Here is a 16,380-nt window from a genome sequence, read left to right on the forward strand (position 1 = left end):
TCCCTTCCTGAGGAGGCCCCTTAGTGTACGACGTCATCATCGTCGGCGCCGGCCCGGCCGGCATCTTCACCGCCCTGACCCTGGCCGAGCTTGGCGGCGGCCGGATCCTCCTTCTGGAGCAAGGCCCGGATATCCATGAGCGCCAGCGGGGAGCGGACTGCGGCATCCTGTGCGGCTGGGGGGGCGCCGGCGCCTATTCCGACGGCAAGCTCACCCTGTCGCCGGCCCTGGGCGGCTCCCTGGCCGATCTGGTGCCGCCGGACGCCCTGACCGCGCTGTTGGCCCAGGCCGACCGGCTCTATGTGGAGCACGGTGCTCCGGACCGGCTGTTCGGGGATCTCTCGCCAGCCATCGAGGAACTGGGCGACCGGGCGCGGCTGGCTGGGCTGGAGCTCATCCCCTCCCGGATTCGCCACATCGGCACCGAAAACTGCCTGACGGTGCTGGGCCGGATGCGGCAGTCGGTGGGCGAATGGGTGGAGGTGCGCACCGGCTGTCCGGTGGCCAGACTGGTCGCCGAGGCCGGCTGCATCCAGGGCGTGGAGCTGGCCGATGGCGAGGTGCTGGGCAGCCGCTATGTGGTGGCGGCGCCGGGCCGGGCCGGTGCCGCCTGGATGAAGGCCCAGGCCCAGACCTTGGGCATCCCCACGGCGGCCGGGCCGGTGGATATCGGCGTGCGGGTGGAGCTGCCGGCCGTGGTCCTGAAGGCCCTTACCGACCTCAGCCACGAGGTGAAGCTCGTCTATCACTCCAAGCGCTTCGATGACCGGGTGCGGACCTTTTGCATGAACCCGTACGGCGAGGTGGTGCAGGAGGCCAGTGCCGGGCTCGTCACCGTCAACGGCCACGCCTTTGCCGATCGCCGCAGCCCCAACACCAACTTCGCGATCCTGGTCTCCAGCGCCTTCACCGAGCCCTTCCGGGAGCCCATCGTCTACGGCCAGGACATCGCCCACCTGGCCAACCTCCTGGGCAACGGGGTCATTGTCCAGCGCCTGGCCGATCTGCTGGCCGGCCGCCGCTCCACCCGGGCGCGGCTTTCCCGGTCGCTCACCCGCCCCACCCTGGCCTCCGCTACCCCCGGCGACCTCTCCTTCGTCTTCCCCTACCGCCACCTGGCCAACATCATGGAGATGCTGGAGGCCATGGACCAGCTGGCCCCCGGCGTCTACTCCCGCCACACCCTCCTCTACGGCGTCGAGGTCAAGTTCTACTCCAACCGCCTGAGCTTGAGCCCGGAACTGGAAACGCCGGTGGCCAATCTCTTCGCGGTGGGCGACGGCGCCGGCCTCACCCGGGGCCTCATCCAGGCCTCCGCCTCCGGCATCCTGGCCGGCCGCGCCATCGCCAGGCGCCTGGCGGAAGGCTGACCACCGCCGCCAACGGCCTTGCTCCTAACCACGGCCTGCTGCGGCATTCTTTATGGTTGACACCCTTCCCAGGCGCCGAATAGTCTTCCCACGTGGAGCAGCCACTCGTGTCAAGGCTCCGAACCGTCCCTCAATGAGGGTGCGCAGACCCGCCATGCTCCCCCCACCCCCAGACCTCCTCGCCGCCTACTGCCAGCGGCACCACATCCGCCGACTGTCCCTGCTCGGCTCCCGTAGCAAAGGCTCGGCTCGGACCGACAGCGACCTGGATCTCCTGGTGGAGTTCGAGGTTGACCAGGAGCCTGGGCTGATCGGCCTGGCGGGGATGGGGCTGGAACTGGCCGACCTGCTGGGTGGGCCCCGGGTCGATCTACCTACCCCTGAGGACCTTAGCCGGTATTTCCGGGCAGACGTCCTGAAACAGGCGGAAGTGTGGTATGAGGCCTGAGGACCGCGCCCGACTCCAGCACATGGTCGAAGCCATGGAGGACGCCGTTCGCTTTGTTCAGGGACGGCGGACGATCACCGAAGAGATTCCCTGCCTGCTCCCCGCGCTGCGTGCCGCACTGGCCCTGGACCAACCAGCCGGGGAAACGGATCCTCCTGGCAATCCTGGGGAGAGGCTCTTGGGGTGAGGGCAGCGCGCCGCCCAGCGGTACCAGGAGAAGGAGGCAAGCCAGGGGGACGCCGTGGCGGGTTGCGAAGCCGTCATGTCTGACGATGATAGATCTCCCGGCGATGGCCGACGGCCAGGGCCAGAACCACGAGCCGCTCTTCCTGAATTTCGCAGATGATCCGGAAATCTCCTACCCGGTAGCGCCACAAGCCGGCCAAATCTCCACGCAACGGCTCACCGAAGTGCCTGGGGTTCTTGCACCCTTCAATGCGATCATCCAGCCAGTCCAGAAGGCGCTGTTGGACCGGATGGTCGAGCTTGCGCAGTTGTTTTTCAGCAAAACTGCTGATCTCAACCGTCCAGGCCAAGCTCTTTCCTCAAATCCCGCAAGCTTCTGCTGCCGCTGCTTTCGGCGATTGCCCGCCTGGCCAGCTCAAGGTCCTCGTTGTCCTCAAGATAACGGACAATCGCTTCACGAACCACGGCACTGCGGTTGCGGCCCTTGGCTCTGGCCAACAGGTCGAGCTCTTGTTCAAGCTCCTTTTCCAATCGGATTGCCAACATGGAAGATCCTCCTGGCAAATATGTATTACAGGGTATAACCCGGAGGCTGAGTTTGTCAATCGGACGAGGGGCCTGCCTCCCAATGCCGTTGACTGAAGGTGAGGCCTCTTGGGCGCCCTTTCTCCCCCATTTAGCAGGGGAAGACGGGCGAGCGCGCCACTTGCCCCGCTCGATTGCCCAACCCTGCCAGAACCACCGGCGGGTGTCGAGGTGGTGCGGCCGGCCCGGGCATTGCTGCGGAACGGCTCCCTGATCCGTCCCTCGCGCCGGAGCACGTCGGCCGTATGGGGAGATGCCGGACAGGCCCGTGCCCGGCAGGGCGTTGGAGCTGTGGCAGGTGACGCCGCGGCTCGGCCGAACGGACGAGCGGAAAGCCGAGGGGAAGAAGCCCCCCCCGATGCGGGGCCGGCCGGGGGGAGGCGGGAAGAACGGGCAGGGAGAAGCCGGCCTCAGGCCGGCGGACAGAAGGACGCGGCCTGGGCCCGCAGCTGGGCCAGGAGCCGTTGGTGGATGTTGTCGAAGCCGCCGTTGGAGAGAATGGCCACCAGGTCACCTGGCCGGAGCGTGGTGCCCAGATCGGCGAGGATGGCGCCGGTATCGGCGAAGCTCGCCGCCTGCTGGCCGGCGGCGGCCAGATCGGCGGCCAGGCGGGCCGAGGAGAAGCGCTCGCTGGCCGGCAGGCCGTCCATCGGCAGCGGCTCCCGGAGGAGAACCCGGTCGGCATCGCCGAAGGCAGCGGCATACTCGGCCTGGAAGATGTTGCGGCGGCTGGTGTTGGTGCGGGGCTCGAAGACCACCACCAGGCGCCGGCCCGGGTAAGCCTGGCGCAGGCCGGCCAGGGTGACCCGCACCGCGGTGGGATGATGAGCGAAATCGTCGATCACCGTCACCCCGGCCTCGGTGCCCCGCACCTCCTGGCGCCGCCGCACCCCGGCAAAGCTGGCCAGGCCGGCGGCAATGGCCTCAGGCGCCAGGCCGAGCCGGTGCAGGACCGCGATCACCGCCAGGGCGTTGGCGGCGTTGTGGCGACCGGGCATGGGCAGGACAAAGGTGCCGTACGCCTGTCCCCGGTGCTCCACCGCAAAGCGGCTGCCGGTGCCCTGGGGCTCCACCGCGGCCAGTCGCCAATCGTTGGCCGGCCCTTCTCCGTAGAGCTCCACCGGACAGAGAGCGCCAGCCGCCACGGCCCGCACCTTGGGGTCATCCCCCCAGGCCACCAGGCCACCGTCCGCCGGCAGGATGCCCACCAGCCGCCGGAAGGCGGCCTCCACCGCCGCCAGGTCGGCGTAGATGTCGGCGTGATCGAATTCGATGCTGGTGAGGATGGCAATCCCGGGCCGGTAATGGAGGAACTTCGGCCCCTTGTCGAAGAAGGCGGTGTCGTACTCGTCCCCTTCCACCACAAAATACTGGCCGCCCCCCAGGGCGTGGTTGGCGCCGAAGCCTTGCACCAGGCCACCGATGAGAAAGCCGGGCGTAAGCCCAGCATGGTGCAGAACCGAGGCCAGAAGCGACGAGGTCGTGGTCTTGCCGTGGGTGCCGGCCACCACCAGGGATCTGGCACCCGCCAGGAAAAAATGGCCCAGGGCCTGGGGCATGGACAGATAAGGAACAGCCAGTGCGGCCAGGGCCTGCGCCTCCGGGTTGGTGGCGCGGATGACATTGCCCACCACCACCAGGTCGGGCCGGGGATCGAGGTTGGCGGCCCGGTAGCCCTCGGCCACCGGAATGCCCTTTTCCGCCAGAAAGAGGCTCATGGGCGGGTAGGTGGCGGTATCGGAGCCGGTGACCACAAAGCCGGCCTCTTGAAGAAGACCGGCCAGGGCGGCCATGCCGGTGCCGCAGATGCCCATCACATGGATGTGCCGGATGCCGTCCGGCACCCGGTTCAGCTCCGGGGCAAGGGTCACGGCTGGCGGGAAGCGCGGACGGCGGAGGCCACCGTCTCGTAGACGCTGCGGAAGGTCTCGTCGAAGTTGGGGGGGGACAGGCGGCCCACCTCGATGAACTTGACAACGATCTCCTTGGCCACCTTGAGGATGGCCTCCTCGGAGACCGGCTTGGCTGCCGGCTCCTGGCCGGGGACCACGATCTTGGCAGGCTGGGTCATCACGAGCACAGCTCCGGGGCCAAAGCCCGCAGGGGTGACCAGAGGGAAGCCTCTGCTGGGGGAAGAAGGCCGTGGCTGGACTACCAGCAGAGGCTTCTGCCGACAGAAAAAACCGGTGACGGCCCTCCCTGAGGCAGGGCCAATATACCCGGTTGCCAGGGCCGGCACAAGCCGAGGAGCGGCCCGGCGTTGGGCCCGTCAGGGGGGCGGGCAATTCCGCCGCACCGCCTGGTCGTACAGCCATGGCAGCTTGAGCAGGGCGAAGGAAGCTGAGGTTGGGATGGCGGATGCGCTCCACCAGAATGAACACCGCAATCTCGGCCGGCAGCGGTTCCCCAGGCCGGCCCGCCATGGCCTGGCGTTGGCGAGCAGCCAGGTGGGCGGGATGGCTCCTCTACCCCCGTGGTGCCAGGGCGCATCGCTGTTATGCCACAGACGGTCCGGACTGCCGGGACCAGGCGCCGGCGAACCTGCCTTGTGGATTCCCCGGTCCTGGACTACCATGACACCAGGGAGCTGCGCCCCCGCTGTCCCTGATCCCAGGAGCCCTTGGCCCATGGCCCTGCCTTTGCGCGTGCTCATCATCGATCAGTCGCCGGAGGAGGCGGCCTTGCTGGTGGAAAGGCTCACCGCCGGCGGCTTCGACGTGGATTGGCGGCTCGCCGCGACCGCCACCGCCGTGACCGAGGCCCTGGAGGAGGAGCGGCCCTGGGAGCTCATGCTGGTGGACTGCGCCTTTGCCGGCTCCCCCTGGCGCTATGCCTTGGCCCTGCTCCGGAAGCGGCGGCTGGATCTGCCAGCCATCGCGGTGGCCCGGCGGGCGGACGAGGGCACGGTGACTGCCAGCATGCGGGCCGGGGCCCGGGACTTCGTGGCCAAGGACCGGCTCGGCCGGCTGCTGCCGGCCGTGCGCCGGGAGATCCAGGAGGCCACGGGCCGGCGGGCCAAGGGCCTGGCCGAAGAGGAGCTCCGGCGCAGCCACCAGGCCCAGATAGTGTTGAACCGCCTCCTGCATCTGGCCCTGGAGGACGCCCCCCTGGAGAAGTGCCTGGCGCAGCTGATCGCGGCCCTGACCGCCTTCCCCTGGCTGGCCCTGGAGCCCCGGGGTGCCATCTTCCTCAAGGATGAGGCGTCCCCGACCCTGGTCATGAAGGCGCAGTGCGGCCTGGCGCCGCCCCTCGTGTCCCGGTGCGATCGGCTGCCCTTCGATCGGTGCCTGTGCGGCCGGGCCGCGGCCAGCCGCGAGGTGATCTTCACCGACGACCTCGACCAGCAGCACGAGATCGCCTACCCGGGCATCCACCCCCACGGCCATTACTGCGTGCCGATTCTGGCCCGGGACCGGTCGCTCCTCGGCGTCTTCACCGTGTACACCGAGGCCGGCGCCCGCCGGGACCGCCGGGTGGAAGAGACCCTCCTGGCGGCGGCCAGCGTCGTGGCCGAGGTGATCAGCCGCAAGCGCACCGAGGCGGCCCTGGCCGCCAGCGAGGAGCGCTACCGGATCCTGGTGGAGAACATCGACCTGGGCATCACCCTGATCGATCCCCAGCACCGGATCGTCATGACCAATGCCGCCCAGGGCCGGCTGTTCGGCCGGGATGCCCGCTCGTTCGTGGGCCAGCCCTGCCATGAGGCCTTCGAGAGCCGGCCGACGGTCTGCGACGGCTGCCCCGGCACAGCGGCCATGACCTCCGGCGAGCCGCAGGAGGCGGAGCGGGAAGGGGTGCGGCCGGATGGCAGCCGTGTTGCCGTGCGGATCCGGGCCTTTCCGGTCATCGACCCAGGGGGTCGGCCCACCGGCTTCATCGAGGTGGTGGAGGATCTCAGCCGGGCCCGGCAGCTGGAGACCGAGCAGGCGGCCCTGGAGGCCCGGCTGCGCCAGGCCCAGAAGATGGAGGCCATCGGCACCCTGGCCGGCGGCATCGCCCACGACTTCAACAACATCCTGTCGGCCATTCTCGGCTACAGCGACCTGGCCCGCTCGGCCCTGCCCCAGGGCAGCCCGATCCGGGACGATGTGGAGCAGGTGGTGCAAGCCGGCCAGCGGGCCAAGGATCTCGTGCAGCAGATCCTCGCCTTCAGCCGCCAGGCCGAGGTGGAGCACAAGCCCTTGCAGATCCATCTGGTGGTCAAGGAGGTCTTGAAGCTGCTCCGCGCCATCATCCCCAGCACCATCACCCTGCGCCAGAACATCGAGGCCCGGGCCGGCACGGTGCTGGCCGATCCCGTCCAGATCCACCAGGTGCTCATGAACCTGTGCACCAACGCTTACCAGGCCATGCGGGAGAGAGGCGGCATCCTGGCCGTGGAGCTGAGTCGCGTCGATCTCCAAGCCCGCGCGACCCGCGGCGACCCCGAGCTGGCCCCCCGGCCGTACGTGCGCCTGCTCGTGACCGATTCCGGCCCGGGCATCGACGCCGCCATCATCGATCGGATCTTCGAGCCCTATTTCACCACCAAGGCCCAGGGCGAGGGCACCGGCCTGGGGCTGGCGGTCTCCCACGGCATCGTCACCAACCTGGGTGGCACGGTCACCGTGGCCAATGCACCGGAAGGGGGGGCCATCTTCACTGTTCTCCTGCCCCGGGTCGAGGAGGAGATCGGGGACGAGGGCCGGGACCATTTGGGATGCCCGGGCGGCCGGGAGCGGGTGCTGCTGGTGGATGACGAGCCGGCGGTCGCCGGCCTGGAAGGCAGGATCCTGGAACAGCTGGGCTATCAGGTGACGGTGCACACCAGAAGCGTTGCGGCCTTGGCCGCCTTCGAGGCCGCCCCGCAGCGTTTCGACTGCCTGCTCACCGATCAGACGATGCCGGGCTGCACCGGTCTCGACTTGGCCCGGCAGGTGCTGGCCCGCCGGCCAGGCCTGCCGGTGGTCCTGTGCACCGGCTTCAGCGAGGGCCTGGACCCGGGGCTGGTACGGCAGGCGGGCATCCGGACGGTGCTCCGCAAGCCGCTCCTGGCGCGGGAGCTGGGAGAGGCGCTCCGCCGGGTCCTGGATGAAGACAAGGAGCGCTACTCATCCTCCGGCGGGGTGCCGTGAAACTGCGGCGGCAGGGGCTGGGGACCGGGCACGATGCCGGCGATGTCCGGGTCCTCCCCGTCCTGTCGCGGCGTAGCCGTGGCTCGCCGCTCTTTGGCTTCCAGGCGGCGGGTCTCCTTGTCCTTCTGCTTCTCCCGCCTCGCCCTTTCCCGATCCCGCTTGTGGCTTAAGGGGCGCGTGCTCTTGGCCATGGGGTCCTCCTCGGCCCGGTTCAGCCCGGACCCACCCGTGGAGCGGCCGGCCAGCCGTCCAGGACTCCGGGCAAAAAAAGAGGGCTGTCTCCAGCCGCAGCTGGAGACAGCCCCACCTCGATGACGCGATCAAGGCCGGCTGTTCTCAGCGGCCCACTTTGACGACATTCTCCGCCGCCGGGCCCTTCTGGCCCTGGACGATGTCGAACTCCACTCGCTCGCCCTCGACCAAGGACCTGAAGCCCTCCGACCGGATCGCCGAGTGATGGACGAAACAGTCCTTCTGCCCGCCATCCGGCGTGATGAACCCGAACCCCTTGCTGTCATTGAACCACTTCACGGTACCGGTGTTGCGCATTGCGATGCTCCCTTCTGCCTGCAGTGTTGTCGGGAAACAGCAAAAGGGGCCCGGTAATCTGCCCAGGTCCCCTTCTGTCAGCTCCCTGATGGCGCGGCACCCACCCGGGCGCCGCATATAGAACGTATCCTTTGGTGGAGCTAGGCGGGATCGAACCGCCGACCTCTTGAATGCCATTCAAGCGCTCTCCCAGCTGAGCTATAGCCCCACGCGATCAACTCAAAGAACGACGGCAAACGAGCCGTGATTTTTACCATGGGGCCGGCGAGGTGTCAAGCCCTTTCCGAACCCGGTTGCCACCACCCTTGCCAAGCCCGGGCCAGTCTGGTAAGGTAGCGCCGTTTTGACAGTCTGCCCGCGGGCATCCGTTCGTCGCAGGGGGCGCGGCCCAGCGCCCTGCCGGCGGCGAGGCGGTGCCTCTCCGGCCACCCCCCTGGCAGTGATCCCGGCCGGCCTTCGTCTTCTCCCCCTGTCCCGAGCCCGCAATATCTGAAAAGCGCTCGTCCAAGGAATCCATTATGTTTTCGCCCCTCAATCTTATCCTGGGCTGGATCTCCACTGATCTGGCCATCGACCTTGGCACCGCCAATACCCTGGTCTACGTCAAAGGCCGGGGTATCGTCCTGCGGGAGCCTTCCGTGGTGGCGGTTCGCCGGGACAGCCGTGCCAACAAGGTCCTGGCCGTGGGCAAAGAGGCGAAGATGATGCTGGGGCGCACCCCCGGCAATATCGTCGCCATCCGGCCCATCAAGGACGGGGTCATCGCTGATTTCGAGGTCACCGAGGCGATGCTGTCCTACTTCATCAAGAAGGTGCACAACCGCCGCACCCTGGTGCACCCCCGGATCATCATCAGCATCCCTTCCGGCATCACCCAGGTGGAAAAGCGGGCGGTCCGGGAGTCGGCCGAGTCGGCAGGCGCCCGGGAGGTCTACCTCATCGAGGAGCCGATGGCGGCGGCCATCGGCGCCGGGCTGCCCATCACCGAGCCCACCGCCAACATGATTGTCGATATCGGCGGTGGCACCACCGAGGTGGCGGTGATCTCCCTGGCCGGCATCGTCTATTCCAAGTCGGTGCGGGTGGCGGGCGACAAGATGGACGAGGCGGTCTTGAACCACATCAAGCGGCGTCACAACCTCCTCATTGGCGAGCACACGGCCGAGGTCATCAAGATGACCATCGGCAACGTCATGCCGGAGGAGCCGTTCGAGACCATGGACATCAAGGGCCGGGATCTGGTGTCCGGAGTGCCCAAGACCATCTCCGTCAACTCCCACGAGATCTCCGGGGCGATCGCCGAGCAGGTGGACGCCATCGTCGAGACGGTGAAGATGGCCCTGGAGCTCACCCCGCCGGAGCTGTCCGCGGACATCGTCGACAAAGGTATCGTCCTCACCGGCGGCGGCGCCCTGCTGCGCAACCTGGACAAGCGCCTGCGGGAGGAGACCGGCCTGCCCATCATCATTGCCGATGACCCCCTGTCCTCGGTGGTGCTCGGCTCCGGCCGCGCTCTCGACAGCATCCACGTGCTGCGTGAGGTGATGATCAGCTAACGGGCATGACCGATCTCTCCTCTGAGCACGAAAGAACAACGAACAGCGAATAGCGGACAAGGAATGTCCAACCGCAAAAAGGAACCGGCAGAACTGATCCGAAACGTCAACTGCCGATCCCTTCAACCTTCGAAATTCCTTGTTGGATATTCTGCAGTTCGTCTTTCACGGTAATCCACCCCTTGCCACCTTGTCGCCCGCCATCATCCACCGGGATCCGGCCGGCAGCTCCCGCATGCGCAAGAAGCCGAAGCAACGGCGGCAGGCGCTGGGGTTCGCCCTCTTCGGGCTGGCCCTCACCGCGCTGTTCATCGTTGTCGTCACCAACGTCGGCCGGCAACAGGAGCTGGCCGCCCCGCAGAAGCTGGCCCTGGAGATCCTGGGACGGGTGCAGGCGGGCTTGACCGGCGTGACCTCCCATCTGACCAGCTTCTGGCAGGACTATCTGGCCATCCTCGAGACCAGACAGGAGAACGAGCGGCTGCGGCAGGACCTGGCCCAGGCCAGGGCCCTGACCGCCGAGTACCGGGAGGCCGTGGCCACCAACGTCCGCCTGGCCAAGCTCCTGGACCTCAAGGAATCATTGGAGGACCCCAGCCTGACCGCCCGGGTCATTGGCCGGGATCCCTCCTTGTGGTTCCGGACCATCATCATCGACCGGGGCGCCAGCGACGGGGTGCAAAAGGGGATGCCGGTGGTCGCGCCGGAGGGGGTGGTCGGGCAGATCATGAACGCCTCGCCCCATTACGCCAAGGTCCTCCTGGCCAACGACCCCAACAGCGCCATTGACGCTCTGGTGCAGCGCTCCCGGATCCAGGGTATGATCAAGGGCCGCGAGCCGAATCTCCTGGATCTCCACTACGTGCTCAAGAGCACCGATGTCCAGGCGGACGATTCCGTGGTCACCTCCGGCATGGGCGGCATCTTTCCCAAGGGCTTGCCAGTGGGCCGGGTGACCCGGGTCGTCAACAACTCGGCCGGCATGTTCCAGGCCATCGAGGTGGTGCCGGCCGTGGATTTCGCCGGGCTGGAGCACGTGATCATCATCCTCAAGAAAAACCCCCTGGCCGAGTAGCGGTCGTGGTGTACCTGGGCTTCTTTCTCCTCGGCCTCCTCTGTCTGGCCGTGGCCACCAGCGTTTTGCCCCTCCTGCCGGCGGCCTGCGGCCGGCCGGAGCCCTTGTCCGCCCTCGTCACCTTCTGCGGCCTGCGCCTGGACCCGTTGCCCGGGGCGCTCCTGGTGCTGCTTCTGGGCCTGGTCACGGATATCTACTCCGGGGTCTTTTCCGGCCTCTACCCCATCGTCTACCTGGGCCTTTTCTGCCTGTTCAAGCTCTGCTCCCCGCACCTGCTGGTGGAATCCCCGTTTCTGGTGCTGCCCGTGGCGGCGGCCTCCGCCCTGGCGGTCAACGGCGGCCTCTATCTCTTCCATCTGGTGCTGGCCGCCGACAGCCTCTTTGCCTGGTCCTGGCTGGCCACCGGCCTGCAAGCGGCGGTGGTGGGGCTCCTGGCCATTCCCCTCTTCCGCATCCTGGACCGCCTGCTCGTGATCGGGCGTCCCAAGGGCCGCAACACCCTCCGCCCATGAGACGACTCACCATCAACAAGGCCGAGGAGATCGAGCTGGAGCTCCTCAAGAAGCGGCTGGACATCGCCACAGTGGTGGTCATCACCGGCCTGGCGATCCTCATCGCCCGCCTCTGGTTCCTCCAGATCCACAAAGGGGACGAGTTCGCCGACCTGGCCCGCCGCAACCGCATCCGCGCCCACACTGTGATGGCGCCCCGGGGGACGATCTTCGACGCCAAGGGCCGCAAGATCGTCACCAACCAGCCCTGCTTCAACGTGGTCTGGAACCGGGAGGATGCCGAGGATCCCGACGCGGTCATCAAGCACCTGTCCCGGGTGCTGGGAGAGGATGTCTCAGTCCTCCTGGACCGGATCCGGGATGCCGCCGATGATCCCCGGCATCTGCCGGTGCGGCTCAAGGAGAACATCGACTGGCCGACCCTGGTGCATGTGGAGAACGTCCGCTTCGAGCTGCCAGGCAGCCAGGTGGAGGTGGTGCCCCGCCGGGAGTACCTGTACGGGGACATGGCCTCCCACCTCATCGGCTACCTGGCCGAGATCAGCCAGAAGGAGCTGGAGCAGCACGGGGACGACGGCTACGAGCCCGGGGACCTCATCGGCAAGATGGGGGTGGAAAAGCTTCAGGAGCCTTATCTCCGGGGCGAAAAGGGCAAGCGCTACCTGGAGGTGGATGTGCACGGCAACCTGCAGCGCCTGGTGGACGAGCGTCTGCCAGTGGCGGGCAACGACCTGGTCCTGACCCTGGACGCCGACCTGCAGCTGGCTGCCGAGCGGGCCATGGCCGACCGGGCCGGGGCGGTGGTGGCCATGGACGTCAACAGCGGCCGCCTCCTGGCGCTGGCCTCGGCCCCGGGCCTGACCCTGGCGGACTTCCTGGGCGGCATCTCCCGCCCCAAGTGGGACAGCCTCCAGCAGGACCCCCTGCGCCCGCTCCTCAACAAGACGATCCAGGGCCAGTACCCGCCCGGCTCCACCTACAAGATCGTGACCGCACTGGCCGGCCTGGCAGAGCGTGTCATCACCCCCGAGACCTCCTTCTTCTGCGGCGGCTCCCTGTACTTCGGCAACCGCTCGTACGGCTGCTGGAAGAAGGGCGGCCACGGCCAGGTCAGCCTGCACGATGCCCTGGTCCAGTCCTGTGACGTCTACTTCTACCAGGTGGGCCTGAAGGTGGGGGTGGATGCCCTGGCCAAATACGCCAACAGCCTCGGCCTCGGGCTCCTCTCCGGGATCGACCTGGAGAACGAAAAGCCAGGCCTTATCCCGACTGCTGCCTGGAAGGCCCGCGCCAAGAAGGTGCCGTGGCAGGAGGGCGAGACCCTCTCCATCGCCATCGGCCAGGGCTTTGACCTCGTCACCCCCTTGCAGCTGTGCCGGATGATGGCCGCGGTGGCCAACGGCGGCACCCTCTACCGCCCCCAGTTCATCGAGATGGTCAAAGGCCCCGACGGCCAGCCGTTGCGGAGCTTCACCCCGATCATCGATGGCCGAGCACCGTTTACACCCAAGCAGCTGGAGCTGGTGAAGAAGGCCCTGGCGGGGGTGGTCAACGAGCCGCGGGGCACCGGCAGCGCGGCCCGTCTCAAGGAGGTGGTGGTGGGCGGCAAAACCGGCACCGCCCAGGTGGTGCGTCTGGCCCGCTACAAGGAGACCGCCGAGAAGGACGTGCCCCTCCAGTACCGGGACCACGCCTGGTTCGTCTGCTTCGCGCCGGTCGACAAGCCCGAGATCGCGGTGGCGGTCCTGGTCGAGCACGGCGGCCACGGTGGCTCGGCGGCGGGGCCGGTGGCCAATGCGGTGCTCAAGGCCTATTTCAACATTCCCGAAGCCAGAGAGGTGGACAGCCGTGCACAGCAAGTGGCCGACGCTGCGGTTCGATAGGCGCCTGCTTCTGAACTTCGACTGGGTGCTCCTGGTCGCGGTCCTGGCGGTGATCGGCCTGGGCATCGCCAACCTCTACAGCGCCGGCTACGGCGGCCATGCTGGCACGCCGGTCTATCTCAAGCAGCTCTCCTACACCCTGGTGGGTCTGGGCTTCTTTGTCCTCCTCATGGGCCTCGACTACCGGCTTCTGGGCAAGTACGCGCCGGTCCTGTACCTGGCGGTGGTCTTCGCCCTGGTCCTGGCCGCGGTGATGGGCAAGACCGTCTCCGGCTCCCAGCGCTGGATCGATCTCGGCATCTTCCGCCTCCAGCCCTCGGAGCCGGCCAAGCTGGCCCTGGTGATCACCCTGGCCAGCTACTACTTCCGCAAAGACACCGGCAAAGGCTTCACCCTGCCGGAGCTGGCCGCGCCCATGGCCCTCACCGGCCTGCCTTTTGTCCTCATCCTCCTGCAGCCGGACCTGGGCACCGCCATGATGCTGGCCATCCTCTTCGGCTCCATCACCCTCTTCGTGAAGCTGACCTGGCCCACCTTCATCGTCCTGGCCAGCGGCGCCGTCTCGGCAGCGGTGGTGGCCTGGAAATACGTGCTCAAGCCATACCAGATCCAGCGAATCCTGACCTTCCTCGACCCGGAGCAGGACCCGTCCGGGGCTGGCTACCACATCCTGCAGTCCAAGATCGCGGTGGGCAGCGGTCTCAAGTTCGGCAAGGGCTGGCTGCAGGGAACCCAGGGCCATCTCGACTTCCTGCCCGAGCGCCACACCGACTTCGCCTTCTCGGTCTGGGGCGAGGAATGGGGCTTCGTCGGCTCCCTCGTCTTCCTGGGCTGCTACTTCTTCCTCATCCTCTGGGGCCTCAACATCGCCCTCCACGCCAAGGACAAGTTTGGGGTGCTTCTGGCCTTCGGCATCGTCACCCTCCTCTTCTGGCAGGCCTTCATCAACCTGGCCATGGTCCTGGGCCTCTTGCCGGTGGTGGGCATCCCCCTGCCCATGGTCTCCTACGGCGGCTCCTCCCTACTCACCACCCTCATGGGCCTGGGCATCCTCATGAGCATCCGCATGCGGCGGTTCTTGATCGTCTAGATCAGCCCTGCGGCGCCGGCCGCCGTGCCGGTGCCGCCGCCAACAGCTGCGGATCCGGGCCGGCCAGCACCCGGTCGTCGGCCGTCGCCGGCCCCCCGCCACCCATGAACGTCAGCCCGCTGTCCCGGCGGTGCTCCGGAAAGGTGTAGCCGTCCTCCAGGAACAGGGAGAGACAGGCGTCGACCGCCTGGACGTCGTAGCGGCTGCCGCGGCCGGCGCTGATCTCCGCCAGGGCCCGATCCAGGCCCAGGGCTGGCCGGTACGGGCGATGGGAGGAGAGCGCCTCCACCACATCGGCAATGGCCAGGATCCGGGCCGCCGGCTGGATCCCCTCGCCGGTCAGCCCGTGGGGATAGCCGGAGCCGTCCAGCCGCTCGTGGTGCTGGCGCACCGTCTCGGCCAGGGGCCAGGGGAACTCGATGCCCCTGAGGATGTTGAAGCCGATCTCCGGGTGGGGCTTGAGGATGGCCAGCTCAGCGGCGGACAACCGGCCCGGATGGCAGAGGATATCGGACGGCACCCGGATCTTGCCGATGTCGTGCAGCACCCCGGCCATGTGGACCCCCTCCACCCGATGGGAATCGAAGCCCAGCTTCAGGGCCAGGGCGGCGGCCAGGTTGGCTACCCGCTGCTGGTGGCCCGCTGTGTAAGGATCGCGCATCTCGACGATCAGGGCCATGGCCTCCACGGTGCCGCTCACCGTCTTGGCCAGCTCCTCGGTCCGCTCGGCCACCCGCAGCTCCAGCTCGTCATGGGCCTTCCGGAGCGCCTCCTCGGCCAGCTTCCGCTCGGTGATGTCGTGGACCATGAGCACGTAGCCGGTGATCTTCCCCTGCCGGTCGATGATCGCTGAGGCCCGGGCACTGAGATGCTGCTTGCCGCCGGCCCGCTGCCGCTCGATGAGGAAGGCAGAGCGCTCGCCATTGTGGAGAATGCCCAGCACCCCATGGATCCGGGACATGACCGGTCCCTGGCCGCCGTGCAGGGACGAGAGGTCCCGGCCCAGAACCGTGGCGGACCGGAGGCCGAAGATCTGCTCGGCGCCGGGGTTGAAATAGGTGACCCTCTGGTCGAGGCCCACGGCGATGATGCCGTAGTCGATGGCGGACTGGAGGATGTTATCCAGGTAGGTGGTCTTTTCGGCCAGATCCAGGGAGGTGGAGTGGATGACGAAGTCCTTCTCCCGGATGACGAAATCCTTTTCCTTGATGATCTCGTTCAAGGCCTGGATGTATTTTCCCTCCAGCCCCTTGACCATGTCGGACTGGGTGGCCAGCCCCTCGATGGTGCCATCGCTGTCCGCCACCACCAGGCGCCGCAGCCTCTTTCGCTTCATGATCTCGATGGCGAGGGGCAACGGGGTATCGCCGGCCACCGACTGCAGAGAGCGGCTCATGACCTCTCCCACCCGGACCTGACTGAGGTCCGGGTAGTCCAGGAGCAGCCGGGAGACATCCCGCTCGCTGATGATGCCCACCGGCTGCCGGCCTTCCGTGATGACGATGCAGCTCATGGACCGCTCGGCCATGCGCACCAGGGCCTCCCGGACATCAGTCTCGGGCGGCACGGTCAGGACGACCCTGGTCATCACCTGGGCGATGCGCTTCATCTCCACAAAGGACTCGAAGGAGAGATGCTCGACGATGTCGGTGAGGGTGACCACCCCCACCAGCCGCTCGTCCTCGTCCACCACCGCCAGGTGGCGCAGGTGGTGCGCCGAGAAAAGGCTGTAGGCCTCGAAGATGTCCACCTGGCGGCCGGCGGTGATCACCGGGGTGCTCATGATCGCGCGCACCTCGCAGCTGTCCACCGCTGGCCCCTGGCCGGGGATGAGCCGGACCAGGTTGCGCTCGGTGACGATCCCGGCCGGCCGGCCACCTTCGGTCACCAGGATGCAGCTCACATGATGCGCCCGCATGAGCCGCAACGCCTCCGACACCTTGGTCGCCGGTGCCACACTGATGACCTCGGTGGTCAGGATATCGGCCAGCTTGGATGTGTCCATGGAGCCC

General features: G+C 67.6%; 15 protein-coding genes and 1 tRNA gene. 8 read left to right on the plus strand and 8 right to left on the minus strand.

Annotation, left to right across the window (positions count from 1 at the left end):
• Positions 1–23: 23 nt before the first annotated feature.
• Complete coding sequence (locus tag AB1634_02240) at positions 24–1,370, plus strand: FAD-dependent oxidoreductase (protein MEW6218335.1); 1,347 nt, start codon at positions 24–26, stop codon at positions 1,368–1,370.
• A gap of 154 nt (positions 1,371–1,524) precedes the next feature.
• Entirely contained in the window at positions 1,525–1,818 is a 294-nt protein-coding gene (locus tag AB1634_02245) for a nucleotidyltransferase domain-containing protein (protein ID MEW6218336.1), read from the plus strand.
• Between the two features lie 260 nt (positions 1,819–2,078).
• Here the strand turns inward: AB1634_02245 and AB1634_02250 are convergent, their stop codons facing one another.
• From AB1634_02250 to AB1634_02265, 4 genes are all read right to left on the minus strand, one after another.
• The gene (locus AB1634_02250; GenBank protein ID MEW6218337.1) at positions 2,079–2,354 is read right to left on the minus strand and encodes a type II toxin-antitoxin system RelE/ParE family toxin; all 276 of its coding nucleotides are present in this window, start codon (positions 2,352–2,354) and stop codon (positions 2,079–2,081) included.
• Positions 2,338–2,550, minus strand: coding sequence for a DUF6290 family protein (locus AB1634_02255; GenBank protein MEW6218338.1), 213 nt, complete (start codon positions 2,548–2,550; stop codon positions 2,338–2,340). Before AB1634_02255 ends, AB1634_02250 begins: the two co-directional genes overlap by 17 nt.
• A 449-nt stretch (positions 2,551–2,999) precedes the next feature.
• Positions 3,000–4,460: a UDP-N-acetylmuramate:L-alanyl-gamma-D-glutamyl-meso-diaminopimelate ligase gene (gene mpl, locus AB1634_02260; protein MEW6218339.1), complete on the minus strand. Its 1,461-nt coding sequence runs from the start codon at positions 4,458–4,460 to the stop codon at positions 3,000–3,002.
• Positions 4,457–4,660, minus strand: coding sequence for a hypothetical protein (locus tag AB1634_02265; protein MEW6218340.1), 204 nt, complete (start codon positions 4,658–4,660; stop codon positions 4,457–4,459). Before AB1634_02265 ends, mpl begins: the two co-directional genes overlap by 4 nt.
• Positions 4,661–5,216: 556 nt before the next feature.
• On the opposite strand from AB1634_02265, the gene AB1634_02270 reads away from it, so the two are divergent.
• Positions 5,217–7,703, plus strand: coding sequence for a response regulator (locus tag AB1634_02270; protein MEW6218341.1), 2,487 nt, complete (start codon positions 5,217–5,219; stop codon positions 7,701–7,703).
• On the opposite strand, the gene AB1634_02275 is transcribed toward AB1634_02270, so the two are convergent.
• From AB1634_02275 to AB1634_02285, 3 genes are all read right to left on the minus strand, one after another.
• The gene (locus AB1634_02275; protein MEW6218342.1) at positions 7,676–7,894 is read right to left on the minus strand and encodes a hypothetical protein; all 219 of its coding nucleotides are present in this window, start codon (positions 7,892–7,894) and stop codon (positions 7,676–7,678) included. The two genes, AB1634_02270 and AB1634_02275, sit on opposite strands and share 28 nt — an antisense overlap.
• 145 nt (positions 7,895–8,039) lie before the next feature.
• Complete coding sequence (locus AB1634_02280; GenBank protein MEW6218343.1) at positions 8,040–8,252, minus strand: cold-shock protein; 213 nt, start codon at positions 8,250–8,252, stop codon at positions 8,040–8,042.
• Positions 8,253–8,384: 132 nt separating this feature from the next.
• Positions 8,385–8,460 (minus strand) — tRNA-Ala (locus tag AB1634_02285).
• 310 nt (positions 8,461–8,770) lie between these two features.
• Here AB1634_02285 and AB1634_02290 point away from each other — a divergent pair.
• The 5 genes from AB1634_02290 to rodA all read left to right on the plus strand — a co-directional run bounded on the left by AB1634_02290 (position 8,771) and on the right by rodA (position 14,368).
• Positions 8,771–9,808, plus strand: a complete 1,038-nt coding sequence (locus AB1634_02290) for a rod shape-determining protein (protein MEW6218344.1) — start codon at positions 8,771–8,773, stop codon at positions 9,806–9,808.
• A gap of 142 nt (positions 9,809–9,950) precedes the next feature.
• The gene (mreC, locus tag AB1634_02295) at positions 9,951–10,883 is read left to right on the plus strand and encodes a rod shape-determining protein MreC (GenBank protein ID MEW6218345.1); all 933 of its coding nucleotides are present in this window, start codon (positions 9,951–9,953) and stop codon (positions 10,881–10,883) included.
• A 5-nt stretch (positions 10,884–10,888) separates the two neighbouring features.
• Positions 10,889–11,395 carry a hypothetical protein gene (locus AB1634_02300; protein MEW6218346.1) on the plus strand — a complete coding sequence of 169 codons (507 nt, stop codon included), beginning with the start codon at positions 10,889–10,891 and terminating at the stop codon, positions 11,393–11,395.
• Positions 11,392–13,278, plus strand: coding sequence for a penicillin-binding protein 2 (mrdA, locus tag AB1634_02305; GenBank protein ID MEW6218347.1), 1,887 nt, complete (start codon positions 11,392–11,394; stop codon positions 13,276–13,278). The genes AB1634_02300 and mrdA overlap by 4 nt, the downstream gene beginning before the upstream one ends.
• Positions 13,244–14,368 (plus strand): rod shape-determining protein RodA, encoded by a 1,125-nt coding sequence (gene rodA / locus AB1634_02310; GenBank protein ID MEW6218348.1) that lies wholly within the window; start codon positions 13,244–13,246, stop codon positions 14,366–14,368. Before mrdA ends, rodA begins: the two co-directional genes overlap by 35 nt.
• A 1-nt stretch (position 14,369) precedes the next feature.
• On the opposite strand, the gene AB1634_02315 is transcribed toward rodA, so the two are convergent.
• Positions 14,370–16,373 carry a CBS domain-containing protein gene (locus tag AB1634_02315; protein ID MEW6218349.1) on the minus strand — a complete coding sequence of 668 codons (2,004 nt, stop codon included), beginning with the start codon at positions 16,371–16,373 and terminating at the stop codon, positions 14,370–14,372.
• Positions 16,374–16,380: the final 7 nt, after the last annotated feature.

This window comes from Thermodesulfobacteriota bacterium (genome assembly GCA_040755095.1).
Lineage (GTDB): Bacteria > Desulfobacterota > Desulfobulbia > Desulfobulbales > JBFMBH01 > JBFMBH01.